This window comes from Pedobacter sp. AJM, from assembly GCF_002197755.1.
GTDB lineage: Bacteria > Bacteroidota > Bacteroidia > Sphingobacteriales > Sphingobacteriaceae > Pedobacter.
The window spans coordinates 1-17,761 of sequence record NZ_NHOT01000002.1 but is presented as its reverse complement, the minus strand read 5'-3'; the positions used below and the strand labels follow the sequence as shown (position 1 = coordinate 17,761).

General features: G+C 41.2%; 19 protein-coding genes. 13 read left to right on the top strand and 6 right to left on the bottom strand.

Annotated features, from left to right (window positions below; translation table 11 throughout):
- Nucleotide 1: 1 nt before the first annotated feature.
- From mrdA to purH, 5 genes are all read right to left on the bottom strand, one after another.
- Nucleotides 2-2,008, bottom strand: a complete 2,007-nt coding sequence (gene mrdA / locus CBW18_RS03985; protein WP_088299986.1) for a penicillin-binding protein 2 — start codon at nt 2,006-2,008, stop codon at nt 2-4.
- The gene (locus tag CBW18_RS03980; protein WP_088299985.1) at nt 2,009-2,524 is read right to left on the bottom strand and encodes a rod shape-determining protein MreD; all 516 of its coding nucleotides are present in this window, start codon (nt 2,522-2,524) and stop codon (nt 2,009-2,011) included.
- A complete protein-coding gene (gene mreC, locus CBW18_RS03975) occupies nt 2,517-3,356 on the bottom strand; it encodes a rod shape-determining protein MreC (protein WP_088299984.1) in 840 nt (279 codons plus the stop codon). Before mreC ends, CBW18_RS03980 begins: the two co-directional genes overlap by 8 nt.
- A 73-nt stretch (nt 3,357-3,429) precedes the next feature.
- Nucleotides 3,430-4,452 carry a rod shape-determining protein gene (locus CBW18_RS03970; RefSeq protein WP_010601761.1) on the bottom strand — a complete coding sequence of 341 codons (1,023 nt, stop codon included), beginning with the start codon at nt 4,450-4,452 and terminating at the stop codon, nt 3,430-3,432.
- A 185-nt stretch (nt 4,453-4,637) separates the two neighbouring features.
- Nucleotides 4,638-6,164 carry a bifunctional phosphoribosylaminoimidazolecarboxamide formyltransferase/IMP cyclohydrolase gene (gene purH, locus CBW18_RS03965; protein ID WP_088299983.1) on the bottom strand — a complete coding sequence of 509 codons (1,527 nt, stop codon included), beginning with the start codon at nt 6,162-6,164 and terminating at the stop codon, nt 4,638-4,640.
- A gap of 496 nt (nt 6,165-6,660) precedes the next feature.
- Between purH and CBW18_RS03960 the strand changes: the two genes are divergently transcribed.
- From CBW18_RS03960 to CBW18_RS03940, 5 genes are all read left to right on the top strand, one after another.
- Complete coding sequence (locus tag CBW18_RS03960; RefSeq protein ID WP_172406439.1) at nt 6,661-7,494, top strand: hypothetical protein; 834 nt, start codon at nt 6,661-6,663, stop codon at nt 7,492-7,494.
- 61 nt (nt 7,495-7,555) lie between these two features.
- The gene (locus CBW18_RS03955) at nt 7,556-8,023 is read left to right on the top strand and encodes a hypothetical protein (RefSeq protein WP_140418624.1); all 468 of its coding nucleotides are present in this window, start codon (nt 7,556-7,558) and stop codon (nt 8,021-8,023) included.
- A gap of 164 nt (nt 8,024-8,187) precedes the next feature.
- Entirely contained in the window at nt 8,188-9,147 is a 960-nt protein-coding gene (locus CBW18_RS03950) for an HNH endonuclease (RefSeq protein ID WP_088299980.1), read from the top strand.
- A 189-nt stretch (nt 9,148-9,336) separates the two neighbouring features.
- Nucleotides 9,337-10,308, top strand: coding sequence for an aldo/keto reductase (locus CBW18_RS03945; protein ID WP_088299979.1), 972 nt, complete (start codon nt 9,337-9,339; stop codon nt 10,306-10,308).
- Nucleotides 10,309-11,136 (top strand): AraC family transcriptional regulator, encoded by an 828-nt coding sequence (locus tag CBW18_RS03940; protein ID WP_088299978.1) that lies wholly within the window; start codon nt 10,309-10,311, stop codon nt 11,134-11,136. It abuts the gene before it with no gap.
- Between the two features lie 404 nt (nt 11,137-11,540).
- On the opposite strand, the gene purN is transcribed toward CBW18_RS03940, so the two are convergent.
- The gene (purN, locus tag CBW18_RS03935) at nt 11,541-12,119 is read right to left on the bottom strand and encodes a phosphoribosylglycinamide formyltransferase (protein ID WP_088299977.1); all 579 of its coding nucleotides are present in this window, start codon (nt 12,117-12,119) and stop codon (nt 11,541-11,543) included.
- A 241-nt stretch (nt 12,120-12,360) separates the two neighbouring features.
- On the opposite strand from purN, the gene rpsT reads away from it, so the two are divergent.
- From rpsT to CBW18_RS03895, 8 genes are all read left to right on the top strand, one after another.
- Nucleotides 12,361-12,615: a 30S ribosomal protein S20 gene (gene rpsT, locus CBW18_RS03930; protein ID WP_010603296.1), complete on the top strand. Its 255-nt coding sequence runs from the start codon at nt 12,361-12,363 to the stop codon at nt 12,613-12,615.
- A 71-nt stretch (nt 12,616-12,686) separates the two neighbouring features.
- The gene (radC, locus tag CBW18_RS03925) at nt 12,687-13,385 is read left to right on the top strand and encodes a DNA repair protein RadC (RefSeq protein ID WP_088299976.1); all 699 of its coding nucleotides are present in this window, start codon (nt 12,687-12,689) and stop codon (nt 13,383-13,385) included.
- A gap of 236 nt (nt 13,386-13,621) precedes the next feature.
- Nucleotides 13,622-14,458 carry an endonuclease/exonuclease/phosphatase family protein gene (locus CBW18_RS03920; protein WP_088299975.1) on the top strand — a complete coding sequence of 279 codons (837 nt, stop codon included), beginning with the start codon at nt 13,622-13,624 and terminating at the stop codon, nt 14,456-14,458.
- A gap of 5 nt (nt 14,459-14,463) precedes the next feature.
- The gene (locus tag CBW18_RS03915; RefSeq protein WP_088299974.1) at nt 14,464-15,222 is read left to right on the top strand and encodes a prolipoprotein diacylglyceryl transferase; all 759 of its coding nucleotides are present in this window, start codon (nt 14,464-14,466) and stop codon (nt 15,220-15,222) included.
- 6 nt (nt 15,223-15,228) lie between these two features.
- A complete protein-coding gene (locus CBW18_RS03910; RefSeq protein WP_088299973.1) occupies nt 15,229-16,623 on the top strand; it encodes a radical SAM protein in 1,395 nt (464 codons plus the stop codon).
- A 1-nt stretch (nt 16,624) separates the two neighbouring features.
- Entirely contained in the window at nt 16,625-16,813 is a 189-nt protein-coding gene (locus CBW18_RS03905; protein WP_088299972.1) for a hypothetical protein, read from the top strand.
- Between the two features lies 1 nt (nt 16,814).
- Nucleotides 16,815-17,009 (top strand): hypothetical protein, encoded by a 195-nt coding sequence (locus tag CBW18_RS03900; RefSeq protein ID WP_088299971.1) that lies wholly within the window; start codon nt 16,815-16,817, stop codon nt 17,007-17,009.
- Nucleotides 17,010-17,255: 246 nt separating this feature from the next.
- Nucleotides 17,256-17,555, top strand: coding sequence for a GIY-YIG nuclease family protein (locus tag CBW18_RS03895; protein ID WP_088299970.1), 300 nt, complete (start codon nt 17,256-17,258; stop codon nt 17,553-17,555).
- The last annotated feature ends 206 nt before the right edge of the window (nt 17,556-17,761 follow it).

The window sequence follows — 17,761 nt, the reverse complement described above, 5'->3', positions numbered from 1 at the left end:
ATTATTTTTGGATGACAGGTTTATCCTTTAACACTGTGGTTAAACCTTTTGGCCTGGTTGCAACAGTTTTTGTTGCTGCAGATTTCAGTTTAAGGCTGTCTTTTAATCTTTTGATGGAATCAAGCTTTTTAATTGAAATGCTATCTGCCTTTACCGGTTTTGGTTTTTTCGTTTTATCAATGATGGCTGGCAATAGATTGGTTTCTGCAAAGGCTTTAACCGTATAACCATTTGCCTTTGGTTTGATGGAATCCGTTAAATATTTTTCTACTATAAAACTGGATATAGGTGCTGCATACGAGCCCCCGAAACCACCATTTTCTACAATCACAGCTATGGCAATTTTTGGGTTATCCATTGGCGCGAAGCCTATAAACACCGAGTGGTTTTTACCATGCGGATTTTGTACCGTACCCGTCTTTCCACACATCAGGATATTTGGAATTCTGGATTCCTTTGCTGTTCCCCATGAACTATTTACCGCATCTCTCATGCCTTCAATCACCGGCTGAAAGTATTTTTCATCTATACCTACATAGTTTTTCTCAAGGTATTCTTTTTTGACTACCTTTTTATCGCCAATCCCCTTAATTAAATGAGGTTTGAGGTAATAACCGCGATTGGCGATTGCTGCCATAACATTTGCCATCTGTAGGGGTGTAGAGGTAATTTCTCCCTGGCCAATGGCCTGAGAGATCACCGTCGTATATCCCCAGCGTTTGCCATAAATTTTATCGTAATGATCTGCCGTATAAAATATGCCTTTCTTTTCGAAAGGCATGTCGATGCCCAGTTTTTGGCCAAAACCCCATTTCGAAATCTGATCATGCCAGTGCGCGTAAGTCTGACGTTGATTTTTCATCCCGTTTTTGGTGATGATATTCTGAAAAACGTGACAGAAATAGGTATTACAGCTTCTGGCGATTCCGCGCTGCATGTTAATGGTGCCATCAATGTGTTCGCATTTTACCCGATGGTTTCCGGCCTGGTAATAACCGGGGCAAGTGAAGGTGGTATTCGGATCGATAGCGCCATCTTGCAGGGCCACCAAAGCATCTACCGGTTTAAATGATGATCCGGGTGAATATTGACCGGCAATAGGGCGCACAATTTGCGGACGATAAGGATTGGCCAGTAAACCCATGTAGTTTTTACCCCAGTCTTTTCCAACAAGCTGATTCGGATCATAACCCGGGCTGCTTACAAAAGCAAGGATTTCACCTGTTGAAGGCTCTATCGCTACAATCGCACCCACCTTATTTTTCATGAGTTCTTCGCCAAGCTTTTGAATTCTAATATCCAGAGAAGAGATTAAGCGATCACCGGAAACTGCATTTATATCATATTTACCTGCCGAATAACTTCCCTGTGCAATGTTTTTAGCATCGTAAAGCATATTGATTACACCTTTTTCCCCACGCAGAAAATCTTCATAAGAGCGCTCCAGTCCACTTTTGCCAATAAAATCACCTGGTTTATAATAGCCTTCCGATTTTTCAATATCATCCGGACTTACCTCTTTAACATAACCAAAAAGCTGTCCGGCAATGCTATCCGGATAGTGCCTGATGGTTCTGTCCTGCGTTCTGAAACCTGGAAAACGGTACATAATTTCCTGAAGACGGGCATAGGATTGTACAGAAATCTGACGGTCAAAAAAGGTAGCCTGATAAGCAGATTGCGCTTTGGCCTTTTTTAATTTCTTACGTACATCAGCCACTGAAATTTCCAGTGCCTGTGCCAGTGCGAGGGTATCAAATGGTTTAACCTCGCTTGGGGTTACCATCAAATCATATACCGGCTCATTTTGAACGATCACTTTCATGTTCCGGTCCAGAATGGCACCCCGGGCAGGGTATTTATAAAGCTTGCGTAAAACGTTACTCTCCGCAGAAAGAAAATATTTATCACTCACCACCTGGATATAGAATAACTTCCCCAGCAAAATCAGGGCAATAACAATAAATAATCCCTGAATGATATATTTTCGGTTAAATAACTGATCCATTTAGCGCGATGTTCTTTTATAGAATATAAACTCTACCAATAAAATAATAAGCAGTGTAAAGATACAACTTATGCCGCATCTCATTAAGGTGTAACCAATTTCTGTTAACCTGAATGTTTCTAAAAAAAACAGTACCAAATGATGTGCAATCACACAAAGAAAAGCATAAAGCGAAAACCACTGGAAGCCCATATAGCTTAACGAAGGTTCAGGGTCATCAATGGCGTCGCGGTTTAAACTAATGGAAATAAAAGAAATCCTGACAAATGCCAGTACCACACAGGCGGTAGCATGTACGCCCATGGTGTCGTAAAAAGCATCTAATGTTAAGCCTGTTCCGAAAGCCAGCAGGTAAAGCAAAATATTTGGCATGCCGAATGGCAGGAGCAATAAAAAAAGAATATAAATAAATGGCGTAGACAGGTCATAAAAGCCCATGTTCTTCAGCAGAAAAATCTGCACAAAAAGCAATACAAACCACCTGATTATATTTACGATTATAATTCTGCTATTCATTTGGTTTAACTAAACTTTCTAAAGCTTTCTGTTCTTCTGCTTTTTTATCTTTTATTACGTAAACATATTGTAACGTACTAAAATCAGTCACCAGATTCAGTTCTCCCGACAGGAAATTATCATTGGTGGCTACATTGGGCTTGATGATTTTTCCTACAAAAATGCCGGCAGGGAAGGAGCCATATCCTGATGTGATCACCGAATCACCCACATACATTTTGATGTGGTTGGGCACTTCTTTAATAAAAGCTTTTCTGATATCAAAATTACCATCTCCCCAAACCAAAGAGCCCAGGGCATGATTTTTCTTTAAACTTACACTAATCCGGGTATCCTTATGCAGCAAAGACTGGATGGTGGCCAGGTGTTCAGAAACATCCCTGATCAGCCCCACTACCCCACGCTGAGGTGCAATTACGGCCATCCCGTTTTTAATTCCATCTACACTTCCCTTATTGATGGTCATGATGTTATTGCGCAATGTCACTGAATTTTTAACCACTTTGGCCGCCAGATAAGTGTATTGCTGATCAGTTAAGGTATCCACTACTTTAACATCTTTAGCAGTATCTATGGTATGTAAAGCGAGTAATTCACTTTTAAGTTTAGCATTTTCAGCGGCTAAACTGTCATTCACCATTCCGAGGTTTAAATATCTTTTAAAAACATTCAGCCTTTCATAAGCCGTTCCGATCACCTCATTCGAGGAGTTGAGCGTAACACTCCTTTGGTAGGCATTATTTTTTACGGTGAGGTAAATCCCGATCAGGAAAAAAATAATAAACAGGAAAAATGCGTTATATCTGCTGACAAAAATCCAAAGGTTACGCATTCGGGTTGTAAGTTATGAGTTATAGGTTATAAGTCTGGGCCTTTAAACCGTAACCTATAACCCGTAACTGTAATTATTGCATTAAGAATTTATATCCGCCAATGTTTTTCAACGCAATACCTGTTCCACGAACTACGGCACGAAGCGGATCTTCGGCAACGTGTACCGGTAATTTTGTTTTTGCTGCTACACGTTTATCTAAACCTCTTAATAACGCACCTCCGCCTGTTAAATAAATACCCGTCTGGTAAATATCTGCAGAAAGCTCCGGAGGGGTAATCTCTAACGCCTTAAGAATCGCTTCTTCTATTTTGGAGATTGATTTATCTAAACAGTGGGCAATTTCGGTATAGGATACGGTGATTTGTTTTGGAACACCCGTCATTAAATCACGACCCTGAACAGCGAAATCAGCAGGAGCATCCTGTAACTCTGGTAATGCTGCACCCACTTCAATTTTAATTTTCTCTGCAGTACGATCGCCAATCATGATGTTATGTTGGCGACGGATATAATTCACAATATCTGAATCGAAGTTATCACCCGCCACGCGGATGGACTGATCACACACAATACCAGATAGGGCAATTACTGCAATTTCAGTAGTACCACCACCGATATCGATGATCATGTTACCCATAGGTTCTTCCACGTCGATCCCGATACCTACGGCAGCAGCCATGGGTTCGTGGATGAGGTAAACCTCTTTTGCGCCTGCAATTTCAGCAGAGTCACGTACCGCACGTTTTTCCACTTCAGTGATCCCGGAAGGAATACAAATAACCATTCTTAAAGAGGGAAACATCCAGCCTTTACCACCGTTCAACATGCGGATCATGCCTTTTATCATCGCTTCAGCAGCATTGAAATCAGCAATTACACCATCTTTTAATGGGCGAACAGTCTTGATGTTATCATGGGTTTTACCCTCCATTTGCATCGCCTGACGGCCGATGGCAATGACCTTGTTTGTCGTACGATCAAAAGCTACGATAGATGGTTCGTCTACCACAACTTTATCATTATGTATAATCAGGGTATTCGCAGTACCTAAATCGATGGCCACTTCCTGCGTAAACCAATTGAATAATCCCATGTATGAGTTTTATTTTCTTTAATTGTTAAATCTATACTATTCCTAATGTAAAAATAGCTTTTTTATTGTTTAGTTCGTTGGTTTTTTAGTTTGATGGCATTTAGTTGCTCAGTCTTGCCTGTTTAACCCATGTAGATTTTAAATTTTTAAGTCTTCAATCTCAACCAACCAGCCAACCAAACCACCTAGTGCTTAAAGTGTCTTACACCGGTAGTGACCATTGCAATGCCTTTTTCATTTGCTTTTGCCACAGAATCTGCATCTTTAATGGATCCGCCTGGTTGCAAAACAGCGGTGATTCCGGCATCGGCAGCAATCTCCACACAATCAGGAAAAGGGAAAAAGGCGTCTGATGCCATGGCACAACCTGCTACACTGAAACCGAATGAAGCGGCCTTGTCGATGGCTTGTCTTAAGGCATCCACACGTGAAGTCTGGCCCACACCACTGGCAATCAATACATCATTCTTAACCAAAACAATGGTGTTTGATTTAGTATGCTTCACAATTTTATTGGCGAAGTACAGGTCTTTTAATTCTTGCGCAGTAGGAGCCTTTTCAGTAACGGTAGTCATTTGCTCCGGACCTTCGATAATTAAATCTTTATCCTGCTCAATCACACCGTTTAATAAGGTTTTAAATTGTTTTTTGCTTAATTCAACATCGTTGCGCTGTAAAATTACGCGGTTTTTCTTTTTGCTGAATAACTCCACCGCTTCCGGCTGATAGGAAGGTGCAATCAGGACCTCAAAAAACAGGTTGTTAATTTCTTCTGCGGTTGCTAAATCTACTGCTACATTGGTAATTAAAACGCCGCCAAAAGCCGAAACCGGATCACATGCCAAAGCATCAATCCAGGCCTGTTTTACGGTAGGGCGGGAAGCAATACCACAGGCATTGGTGTGTTTTAAGATGGCAAAAGTGGGGTCTTCAAATTCATCGATCAGTGCCACAGCAGCATCCACATCTACCAGGTTATTATAGGAAAGTTCTTTTCCGTTCAGTTTGGTAAACATGGCATCCAGGTCTCCATAAAATACGGCTCCCTGGTGCGGGTTTTCGCCATAACGCAAGGTTTTAGCTTCCGTTACGCTTTGTTTAAAAACGTCTAATGGTTCTTCCTGATTAAAATAATTAAAAATGACCGTATCGTAATGTGATGAAGTATGAAAAGCTGTTTTAGCAAATGATTTACGTTGTGCCAATGTGGTTTCGCCATTTTGTGCTTCCAGTTGCGCCTGTAAAGTAGGGTAGTCGTGCTTAGAGGCAATGATCACCACATCATTAAAGTTTTTCGCAGCAGCACGGATGAGTGAAATACCACCGATGTCAATTTTTTCAATGATTTCTGCTGCTGTTCCGCCGGCTTTTACCGTTTCTTCAAAAGGATATAAATCTACAATAACCAAGTCAATTTCAGGGATTTCATATTCAGCGATTTGTTCCTGATCGCCGGATAAACCCCTGCGATTTAAAATTCCGCCAAAAACTTTTGGATGCAGTGTCTTCACACGCCCGCCTAAAATAGAGGGGTAACCTGTTAAATCTTCCACTGCGGTAACCGGTAAATTTAAATCTTTAATAAATTGCTCTGTTCCACCGGTAGAGAATAACTGAACGCCCTGAGCGGCCAATAACTTTACCAATGGCTCCAAACCATCTTTATAATATACTGAAATTAAAGCGTTTTTAATTTTAATGGACTGACTCATTCTACTGTAAATTTTGAGCCGCAAAGGTAGTAAAAGCGGATGGTTTTTTTGTTATGTTGGAAAGGTAAAAATAGAATAACCCGATACACAAAAAATCTTGAGGTATCCTGTTGGTCTGAATGGCGTATAACACATATTTACTGCCCGGGACAGGTAAACAGGAGTTTACTTGCCAGTTTACCAGTTGTTTTGTTCCGCTTTAGCTTTTCCAGTCTATATCAGGCACTCTCCATTCGTCACTTAGTCTACAGATCCTCGCTTTTTTCTCTTGCCGGGGACAGGATCGTAAACGCAGACTCGAAGCAGGGTCGAAGCAGGCTCAGGGCAAGTGTAATGCAAGCCCGGGCAAAAGGTGGACTAGTGGTAGACTAAAGGCAGACTTATGGTGGACTTTACCGGAAGTTTGATTGGTATGGGAAGCAGAAATTTGCTATTTTAGAAGTATAATCTTCAGATTACGCTAATATACAACATTATGGCCACATTAAACGGAATGATGCGATTTTCCGGGCAACTCGGAGAACTTGTTTTTTATAGAAGAGGTAGGACAGATGTGGTGCGGCAAAAGGCGGCAGCATACACACTTTCTGAAAACAGCCGGAAAAGTGCTGCAGATTTTGGGGCGGCCAGCAGAAATGGTGCTTACATCAGAAAGGCTTTTGCACCGATGGTGAAGCGTTACGGCTATGGTGACCTGCATAACCGACTCAATAAAAAACTTGTTGACGTGTTTAAAACCATACCTGCTGCCTTTGCCGGCCAAAAGAAACTGCAAGACGGCAATGTCAGCCTGTTGCAGGGTTTTGAATTTAATGCAGCCACACGGCTTGACCACCTTTTGCTGCAAAAGCCTCAGTTTAGGTTAGCAGGCCCTGATACGATGGTGTTGCAATTGCCCAAAACCGATATCCTGCAGCTGGTTAAACGCATTCCGAAAGCGGATGCCTGCGTATTGCAGGTGATGTTGTTCAATTTTGATGTGGACAGCGGTCAGTATGAAATTATCAGCATTAACGATCTTCGCCTTTCTTTTGAACAAGCGGATTTTCCCGGTGCTCAACTGCAGGTGCCTTTTGCGCATCAGGGCGACCGCCTGATGCTGGTGGCCATGGGTATCTCTTATCTGCACCGGGAAGTGCAGAAGGCCGACCGCCGCTATTTTGCCTGCCAGCTGGCCTATTGCCGCCACTTAAAGGATGGGGTTGAAGTGGCGTTTATTCCGCCAGTTGCCCAAGTGAGTGCTCCTGTTCAGGAGGCGGAAGCGGGGATCAGCTGGACCTTAGCCGCTCCGTCAGGGCTTTCTGACGACCTTGAGCAATCTCCCTCTTAAAATTGAAAGGCCTGATCATGTTGATCCAAGCCTGGAGGCATTAAATCAATCACTTATTGAAATGGAACTCAAATTTAAATCTTTATTACTGATCTCGGTATCGACCACATTCACCGCTTTAATCGCTTCCTTTGTGGCATTGCCAGATCAATCAGGATATGCAGGGCTGTTTTTTATAGGCCTGAGTCCGGTATTTATTGGTGTTTTTATCATCTGGACCCTTATTTTATCCCCTGTCGTTCACCGTAAAGAGGGTTTTAACCAATTAATGGTCATCCTTTTAAGCACCATCGTGTTTGAATATGTGGTGGTGATCTTCGCCATGTGGTTCATGAGCAGCGATCAGCCTGGTTATCACCTGAATACTTTTCTATCAGATTGTGCAGACCTTTTCCGTGACATCGCCATATTGGTTTGCATGGTTGTGACCGCTGCCACTTATTCCTTATTATGGACATATCTATTGAAGACGCATAAAAAGCTACCTGAGCTAAAACCTCATGAACATAAGCCGGGTGATTCTAAATGATTTGAATCTGGTGAATGTCACATCATTTGATTTATTATTTCGGGTTGTGCTGGCTGTATAGCCCGAAGTATTTTATCGCCTATGGCATAAAAGAGATCAGTTTATGCAGGATTAAATTTCCAAAACCCCCATCATTTGATTAGCTTCGGAAATATTTTGCCCTCTTGAATTCATCCCTTCAAAAATACCTCAAAGCTTTTAGCCGCCTTAAACAAGGTGTAACGCAATATGGCCCAGCTCCGCATAAGCCTATATTATTGCTGAGCCTGATCGAGCTCATTGAAAAAGGTTTGGTCATTAATAACCAGTTTGAAGTCAATGCCGATTTAGTGGCTACTTTTAAAGAGAACTGGCTTTTGCTTGTATCCACTTTGCACCAACCTGATTTTACCCAGCCTTTTTATTATCTGCAAAGCGAAAAAACAGAAGGGCAGCCATATTGGATGTTGCAACCCAATTTGGGCATGCAAATCAACGCACATATCAAATCGGTAACCCGATTAAGCGAAACCTGTGCCTTCGGCTATTTTGATCCACAGTTATTTCTATTATTAAGTGATGCCAACAACAGGTCAGTGGCTACTGCAGTATTGCTCGATAATTATTTTGCCGAAGGCAAGGCCGGTTTTATTGCAGCCAAAAAACATGGCGATGGTTACCTGCATGATCAGGAGGATTTTGTATTAAATGAACCCGAAGCTAAATATAAGCGCATCTCTATCAATACAGAAGAGGATGTTTTCGTTAGAAACGGATTGTTCAAAAAACTAGTGCCGAAAATTTATGGTAACCAATGCAGTTTTACGGGCATGCAATTGAGCAGTACCTTCGGGCATAGCTTTATTGATGCCTGCCACATTGTGCCTTTTAGCCAAACACATGATGATCAGGTCACCAATGGCATAGCTTTATGCCCTAATTTACACAGGGCTTTTGACCGTGGACTTGTCAGTATTTCTGCTGACTACTCCATTCTTGTTTCTGATCATGTGATTGAAAAGGAAACCCATGCATATACCTTGAAAGGATTGGCAGGAAGAAAGATTTTATTGCCAAATAAAAGAATTCATTTTCCCGGGGCGGAAGCAGTGGAGTGGCATCGGGAGAATGTTTTTAAATACTGATCTTAAAAGACACATAAAGAAGATAATGATCTATCTAATTGAATCACAACATATGATGGCTTAAAATGTTATTTAAACATGGCCGACGTACACAGAACTCGCAAGAAAAACCATTAAAAGAGCCGTATAAGCAAATTAATTGAGCTGTGCAGGCAATTTAACTGTTCTTTGGAAACGGATATTTGTAGGATGAAAAACATCAAACAAATTCAGTTAGGCCATGATGGCCCTTTAGTATCCAGTCTTGGGCTGGGTTGCATGCGGATGTCATCTATCTGGGGCGGGCCAACGCCTGATGAATCAGAAAGTATGGCAACGATCAACCAGGCTTTGGATTTTGGTATCAATTTTTTGAACACCGGCGATTTTTACGGTGCCGGACACAATGAAATGCTGATCGGAAAAGCCATCAGGGGAAGGCGTGATGATGCCTTTATCAGCGTTAAGTTTGGCGCCATCTTTCATAATGGTCAATGGATCGGGTTGGACCTCAGACCGAATTCCATTAAGAATTTTATCAATTACTCCCTCACCCGTCTTGGCATTGACACGATTGATCTCTATCAGCCGAGCCGAATGGACAATAGCGTTCCTGTGGAAGAGATCATCGGAACGGTGGCCGATTTAGTGAAGGAAGGCAAAGTCCGTCACATTGGTGTGTCTGAAATTACTGCTGAGCAGCTTCAAAAAGCCCATGCCGTTTACCCTATAAGTGCATTAGAAATTGGCTATTCACTGGCAGATAGACAAATAGAAGACCAATTGCTACCTGCAGCCAGGGCGTTGGGGATTGCCGTTGTCGCTTTCGCCAATACTGCTGAGGGTTTACTGACCGGGGAAATGACCGCACCACTTAGCGACAATGACTACCGGAACCATTTTTCCCGTTTTCAACATGAAAATTTAGTCCATAATCTTGAAAAAGTGGCGCTTTTAAAGCAGCTGGCATCAGAGAAGGGTTGTACACCCACACAGCTTGCCATTGCCTGGGTAAAACAGCAGGGAGATCAAATCATGCCTTTAGTGAGCATGAGCAAGAGATCACGTCTGCCCGGAAATATCGCAGCGACAGAAATTGAGTTTACCACAGCAGAAATGAGCGCATTAAATACTACTTTTGCGATAGGCGCCATTAAAGGTGGTACCTACCTAGCACGATAAATGGAAAGTCCGGCAGAAATTCTTCCTGGTGTCATCTTTTATTCCTACCTGTCTACCGAAAGGAAACAGAAAGCATGCTTCTGGAACCACCATACCCTGGTGCTGCAGGTTTCAGGTCAATTTACCATGGAAACCTCTGCTCAAACGATTTCGATGGGTGCAGGGGAAATGCTGCTGATTGGTAAAAATCAGCTGGGGATGCTGACCAAAACACCTGGTGCCGGGGGCAGCTACGAAACCATTGTGATTTCACTCCAGGAAGATTTGATGCGTAAAATTGCATTGGAGGAAAAGCTTGAATCCGCGAAGAAGTATATGGGCTTGCCCAACCTGCTGATTCCCTCCAATGAATTTTTGCAGGGCTACTTTCAGTCTATTGTTCCGTATGCCAGAAGTTCAGGCGCAACCATGACAGATGAAATGGGCATCCTGAAAGTAAAAGAGGGCGTTAAGCTATTACTTCTTGCACTTCCGGCATTGGAAAGCTTTTTGTTCGACTATTCAGAACCCCATAAAATTGATTTGAGAAAATTCATGCTCAATAACTTTCATTTTAATGTTCCGGTTGAAAAATTTGCGCAACTCACCGGTCGCAGTCTGGCAGGATTTAAACGCGATTTTCAAAAAACTTTCCACCTCCCACCTCGCCAATGGTTGCTCTCGCAACGGCTGGATGCTGCAAAGTTTTTAATTGAAAATAAGCATCAAAAGCCTTCCGCCATTTATTTAGATTTAGGTTTCGAAAGTCTGTCGCATTTCTCTCATTCTTTTAAAAAGAAATTTGGCCTGGTTCCAAGAGCACTTAATCCGCTCCGATTGTCTAAATAAAATTTCAGGTCGTGGAGATCTGTAAATCATGATTAATCTCGCCTGCAATGCGCAGCATGGTTTTTGCAAGCAGGGATTGTGGAGGTTTTCTCTCTATGGCAAGCTGAGGCAGCGCTTTCATGATTTGGCTCTTCACATATTACGATGCGGCCAGGAATGGTTTCGGGTTTTTACGCTAGATTGGTTTTGATTTTTCCGGCAGAGCACCCACTTCATGGATGATGTTGATGGCATAGAAATAAATTTTATCATGTAATATTTATTTTCTGCCGTTTAATAAAAAATAAAGCCGGAACAAATGTTTCGTCATTATGCTGGTGTAAGTAAACGCGACAAATCCACATTCATGCTTCAGGCTGCCAGGCCCTGCAACAGGGTGTTTAAATGGATGAGCAGGCGGATTCCTATTTCTTAATTTTCTTAACCAGGCTTTCTACAATCCTGGGGTAATGCTGGTGTTCAAGCTGCTGGCCTTTAAATTTAATCATTTCGAGGTGATCATCCTTTTCAATTTTATATTTCGCCTGGTAAATGTATTCCCCTTCATCATAATGCTCATCCACATAATGGATGGTGATGCCGCCTTCATTTTCTCCGGCAGCCATTACGGCATGGTGCACATGGTCGCCGTACATGCCTTTGCCGCCGAATTTGGGTAAAATGGCTGGGTGGATGTTTACGATTCGGCCGGGATAGGCCGCAATTAAATTTTGAGGAATGAGCCAGAGAAAACCGGCCAGTACTATAAAATCGATGTCGAGGTTTTTAAGCAGGTCAATCACCTCATCCGTTTTATAGAATTCATTTTTATCGAAAATGTGACTGGGGATTTCAAAATTATCCGCTCTTTGCAGCACATAAGCATCGGCATTGTTGGTCAGCACCAGCGAAATTTCAATGTCGTTACTGCGTTTAAAATGCTCCATTAGTTTTTGGGCATTGGAGCCAGAACCGGATGCAAAGATGGCTATTCGTTTTTTCACTCAGAATGTATTTCCCCAAAAATAGTATTTTTACGTATGTTTTCTGTATGGAAGTTAAATTTTATTCTTTGCCGTTAACGTGTTGTTAATGAATAAATTTATCGTATTTTCGCAGTTCGGAAGCGATAGCAGATGTGAGTGAATAAAAATTTAAAATTCTTTTGTATTATAAAAAGATAAACTCTATATTTGCAACCCGAATTAAAGGAAACGATTAAGAAAAATAAAAGGCTAAATAGAAATGGCAAATCATAAATCTTCATTAAAGAGAATTAGAGCAAACGCAACAAAACGTTTACGTAACAGATATCAGGCAAAAACCACACGTACTTTTATTAAAAGATTACGTGCTGCAGAAGATAAAAAATCTGCTTCAGATTTATTGCCTAAAGTAATCTCTATGTTAGATCGTTTAGCTAAAAAGAACATCATCCACAAAAATAAAGCGGCTAATAATAAATCAAAATTAACGAAATTCGTTAACGGTTTAGCATAATCCATTTTTTTTACGATATTAGTACCAGGCATCCCAACCAAACGTTGGGATGCTTTTTTTTTGTCGAAAAAATGGAAAATTACGATCAGAAATTGGGTATTAAACGTTGGGCGGAAGAAGACCGCCCGAGGGAAAAATTACTGCAGCATGGCCGCAGGCATTTAACAGATGCCGAATTGATTGCCATCCTTATCGGCTCTGGCAACAGGAATGAAACGGCTGTGGATTTAAGTAAAAGGATTTTATCTTTCTACGGGCACAACTTATCTAACATCGGAAAAGCATCCATTCAGGAGCTTTCCAAGTTTAAGGGCATTGGTCAGGCAAAAGCCATCACCATCATTGCCGCTTTAGAACTTGGGCTGCGCAGAAAGGAAACACAGGACGAACAGGTATTGCAGGTTACCGCTTCCAGTGATGTTCACAATTATCTTTACAACACTTTTGCAGACCTCAATCATGAAGAGTTCTGGATCTTACTGCTTAACCGCTCCAATCACATTATTGGCCGGCACCTCATCAGTAAAGGCGGGCAGGCAGGAACAGTGGCTGATCCGAAGATTATTTTTAAAATTGCGCTTGAACACAATGCCGCCAATATCGTGCTGGCACATAACCATCCTTCAGGAAACCTGAAACCCAGTGAAAGTGATAACAAACTGACCAGGGATTTAGTCGCCTCCGGACTCATGTTGGGATTGTACGTGGTGGATCATTTAATTTTTGCCCGGAACCATTATTTCAGTTATAAAGACGAAGACATGATTTAAAGCTGGATGTGCAGGATACAGGTTTGTAGCGTAGCATTCTTAAGTTTGATAGCATTTACAGGTAATGCAATTAAATCTGTAATCGCTTATAAAGCGAGTAAATGAGAGCAGTGTAAATAGTTTGCGGGTTTTTGCTTGAATTTGCTTCTATTGGATTGTGTTGTATAACAACTTTAATACTTAAAATTCATTTAACATGAAATGAGTAATATTGACAAATTGAAAATTATTATTCCATGAAATCTGTTAAGCTTATTTTTTCCTTATTGCTGCTCTCTACCTTAGCCTTTGCCCAGTCGAAGGGAAGCCCTATCAATATCATCACTTACAATATCCGGTATAACAATCCGGATGACGGGGTAAATGCATGGCCAAACCGGGCGCAAAATGTAAAAGCCCTGGTGAAATTTCATGATGCCGATTTGCTTTGTGTACAGGAGGCGTTGCCTGAACAATTTGATGCCTTATTAAAAAATTCCAATTTCGATGTAGTAGGGGTAGGTCGTGAAGACGGGAAGCGGAAAGGTGAATTTGCGGCCATTTATTTTGATAAAGACCGCTTTACTAAAAAAGATGGCGGAACTTTCTGGCTTTCCGAAACACCTGATGTTCCGTCGAAAGGCTGGGATGCTGCGCTCAACAGGGTATGTAGCTGGGTAAGGTTATATGATCAGCTGAATAAGAAGGAATTTTTGGTGTTTAATACACATTATGATCACAAAGGCGTTAAAGCCAGAATCGAATCTGCGAAATTAATCAAACAAAAAATACAGCAGATTGCACCGGCATTGCCGGTGGTTTTTACAGGCGACTTAAATGTGACGCCCGAAACTGAGGCCATTAGCACCATCAAATCATTTCTGACAGATGCGAAAGAAATCAGCCGGGAAACTCCTTACGGACCAAATGGGACCTTTAATGATTTCGATTTTAACAGTGATCTTCCAAACAGGATCGATTATATTTTTGTCAATAAAGGTTTTAAGGTGCAGAAATTTGCGGTACTCACCGATAGTAAAGATAAGAGGTATTTTTCTGATCACCTGCCGGTTTTCGCCAGGCTTTGGTTTTAATATCGATGATCACAAAATCGGATAGTCCGTTTCCGTTTCAGTTTGAACTTTTTGGTAACTTATATCATTACCATTATATTTTTGAAACGCTTGCTTTTATTATGGGTGTGCGGGTTTATTATTACTTGAAGAAAGGCATTGCCGATCCCATTTCTGATGAACACCGTTTGTGGATTATGCTGGGGGCCATGCTTGGTGCACTCATTGGCTCGCGTGTGGTTGCCGTACTGGAAACACCTGAGGTATTGCATCATTTGAGTTTTTCGGTGCTTTATCAAAGTAAAACCATTATAGGTGGTTTGCTGGGAGGCTTGTTCGGCGTGGAAATCATTAAAAAGATCATCGGTGTTAACATTGCGTCGGGCGATATTTATGTGATTCCCATCATCATAGCTTTGTTTATCGGACGCATCGGTTGTTTTTCAATGGGAATTGATGAGCCCACCTATGGGATCCCAACTACTTTGTTTTCTGGAATGGATTTGGGCGATGGTATCTTGAGACATCCGATTATGTTATATGAAATGGTTTATCTGGTGTTGCTGTTTTGCTTTTTTATAGCAATTAAAAACAAAACACTGATCAATGGTGACCGCTTCAAGTTATTTATGGTACTGTACTTTTTGTTCCGTTTTCTGATCGAATTTATTAAACCATATCAATCCTTATTTTTAAATTTAAGCAGCATTCATTGGTCGGCAATGCTAATTTTTGCGTATTATTATACCTTCATGATCAGGTTAACAAGAACTATTTTCATTTAAAAGGATATGGCCAACACAAGAGATTACATATACTACGATTATACAAAAAGCCTTTGTCCGGAATGCCTCCTGCTTTGCGATGCAAAAATTGTTTTTCAGGATGCAAAAGTGTTTATGTTAAAAAACTGCAGAACGCATGGCGATAGCAAAGTAATGATTGCTGATGATGTGGAGTATTATAAACAAATCCGCAATTACAATAAGCAATCAGAAATGCCACTGAAGTTTAATACCAAAGTGCATTACGGTTGCCCGTATGATTGCGGGCTTTGTACCGATCATGAACAGCATTCTTGTCTGACCGTGATTGAAGTGACTGATCGCTGTAATCTGGCCTGCCCCACCTGTTATGCCATGTCATCACCTCATTATGGTAGACACCGGACCTTAACTGAAATTGAGCGTATGATGGATGTGGTGGTAGCCAATGAAGGAGAACCTGATGTGGTTCAGCTGTCTGGTGGTGAGCCTACCGTTCATCCTGAATTTTTCAAAATACTTGATCTGGCTAAAACGAAGCCCATTAAGCATTTGATGGTAAATACGAATGGCATCAGGATGGCCAAAGACATCAACTTCGTAGAGAAACTGGCTTCGTACATGCCTGATTTTGAGATTTATCTGCAGTTCGATAGTTTTAGTCCGGAGGTATTAACCAAAATGAGGGGTGAGGATTTGACTGAAGTGAGAAAGAAAGCCATTGACCATTTAAATCAGTTTAATGTATCAACTACATTGGTAGTGACGCTGCAAAACGGTTTAAATGATCATGAAATTGGTGATATCCTGGATTATGCCTTGAAGCAACGTTGTGTTCGCGGGGTAACCTTTCAGCCTACACAGGTAGCCGGCAGAAATGATGATTACAATGACCAGCAGGGGCGGATTACCTTAACTGAGGTGAGACGCAAAATTTACGAACAATACCCAACCTTTACACCGCAGGACTTAATCCCGGTACCCTGCAATCCCGATGCGCTTTGTATGGCTTACGCCTTAAAGATCGGGGAGGAGGTTATTCCGATGACACATTTGATCAATCCGGAAGATTTGCTGAATAATTCTAAAAATACCATTGTTTTTGAGCATGACGAGAAATTGAAAGAACATATGCTTAATTTATTTAGCACCGGCGTTTCTGTTGATTGTGCTGAAGATACTTTTGGTGAACTGATGTGCTGTTTGCCGAGGGTGAAATCGGATAATCTGAGCTATGATAACCTGTTTCGCATTATTATTATGAACTTTATGGATCCCCTTGATTTTGATGTTCGGGCGGTGAAGAAGTCCTGTGTTCATATTGTGAGTGATCAATATAAGATGGTGCCTTTTGAAACGATGAATATTTTTTATCGTGACCATAAAATTGATGCCATCAGGGAAAAATTAAATATGAATTAGTATGATTGTCATCTTGTTTTTTCTCTACGGGCTGGCCATTGTAGGTTTATTCATTGCAGGGATCATCACCATTATCGTAAAATCATCAAATAGTCAGCCTGTGAAACTTGGGGTTCAAATGCTGATTGCTTCAGTTGTCTTGGTGGTGATTGGCGGAGGTGCCTGTGCGGTTATGTTAGCAAATTCTTAAAATGGGACTTATTCTAATCTATTGGTTTGCTGTTGCCGTGCTGTTTGTTGTTGGTGTTATTCTGGTGATCGTTAAGTCGGTCAAGAATGAACCGCTAAAACCTGGTTTAATGTTGATTTTGGTTTCGGTGATTATGCTGGTGATCGGCGCGGGTGCCTGCGCGGTAATTTTATCGAATTTGAATATCAGGAATTAGGGGGGTATTTGTTCATAAAGTTATACTGTTATCATTATGCCAACATTAACTTATTCGTCATTCCGACCACAGTGGAGGAATCTTTGAACATTAAACCTAGTCTTAAATATCACTTCCGTTTCGCTGTGGCCTTGAAAAGAGGCAAATGCTCTAGTTCATATGATTTCGAAAAGTGCTAATTACGATAACAATTTTTATTTCCTAATCCCAAAATTATAGTTTTTCGTATCTTGAAATAAAAAGCTAATGGAAAGAGGAGGTTGTATTTATATTATGACCAATTATCAAAGAACAACATTATACATTGGTGTCACATCTGATTTAGCTGTTAGAATTGTTCAGCATCGCGATAAATTTAATCCAAATTCGTTTACTGCTAAATACCATCTTTCAGTTTGTATTTATTATGAGATTTACCCTTCAATAGAAGAGGCTATTTCCAGAGAAAAGCAGTTAAAAAAGTGGAACCGATCAAAAAAAGAAACATTGATTCATGCTAAAAATGCTGAATGGAAAGATTTATCTCCAGAGATACTTTGCTGGTAATGATCAATTAATAATACGTTCAAAGATCTCTCCATTTCGCTACGCTCCAGTCGAGAGGACGGTGGCGCGATGGTTGTAGTTCCGCTATCAGCATCGTTGTCATTCCGACCGCAGTGGAGGAATCTTTTCAGGTTGAAGAATGGTATGGTTCAAAGATCTCTCCATTTCGCTACGCTCCAGTCGAGAAGACGCTGGCACAATGGTGC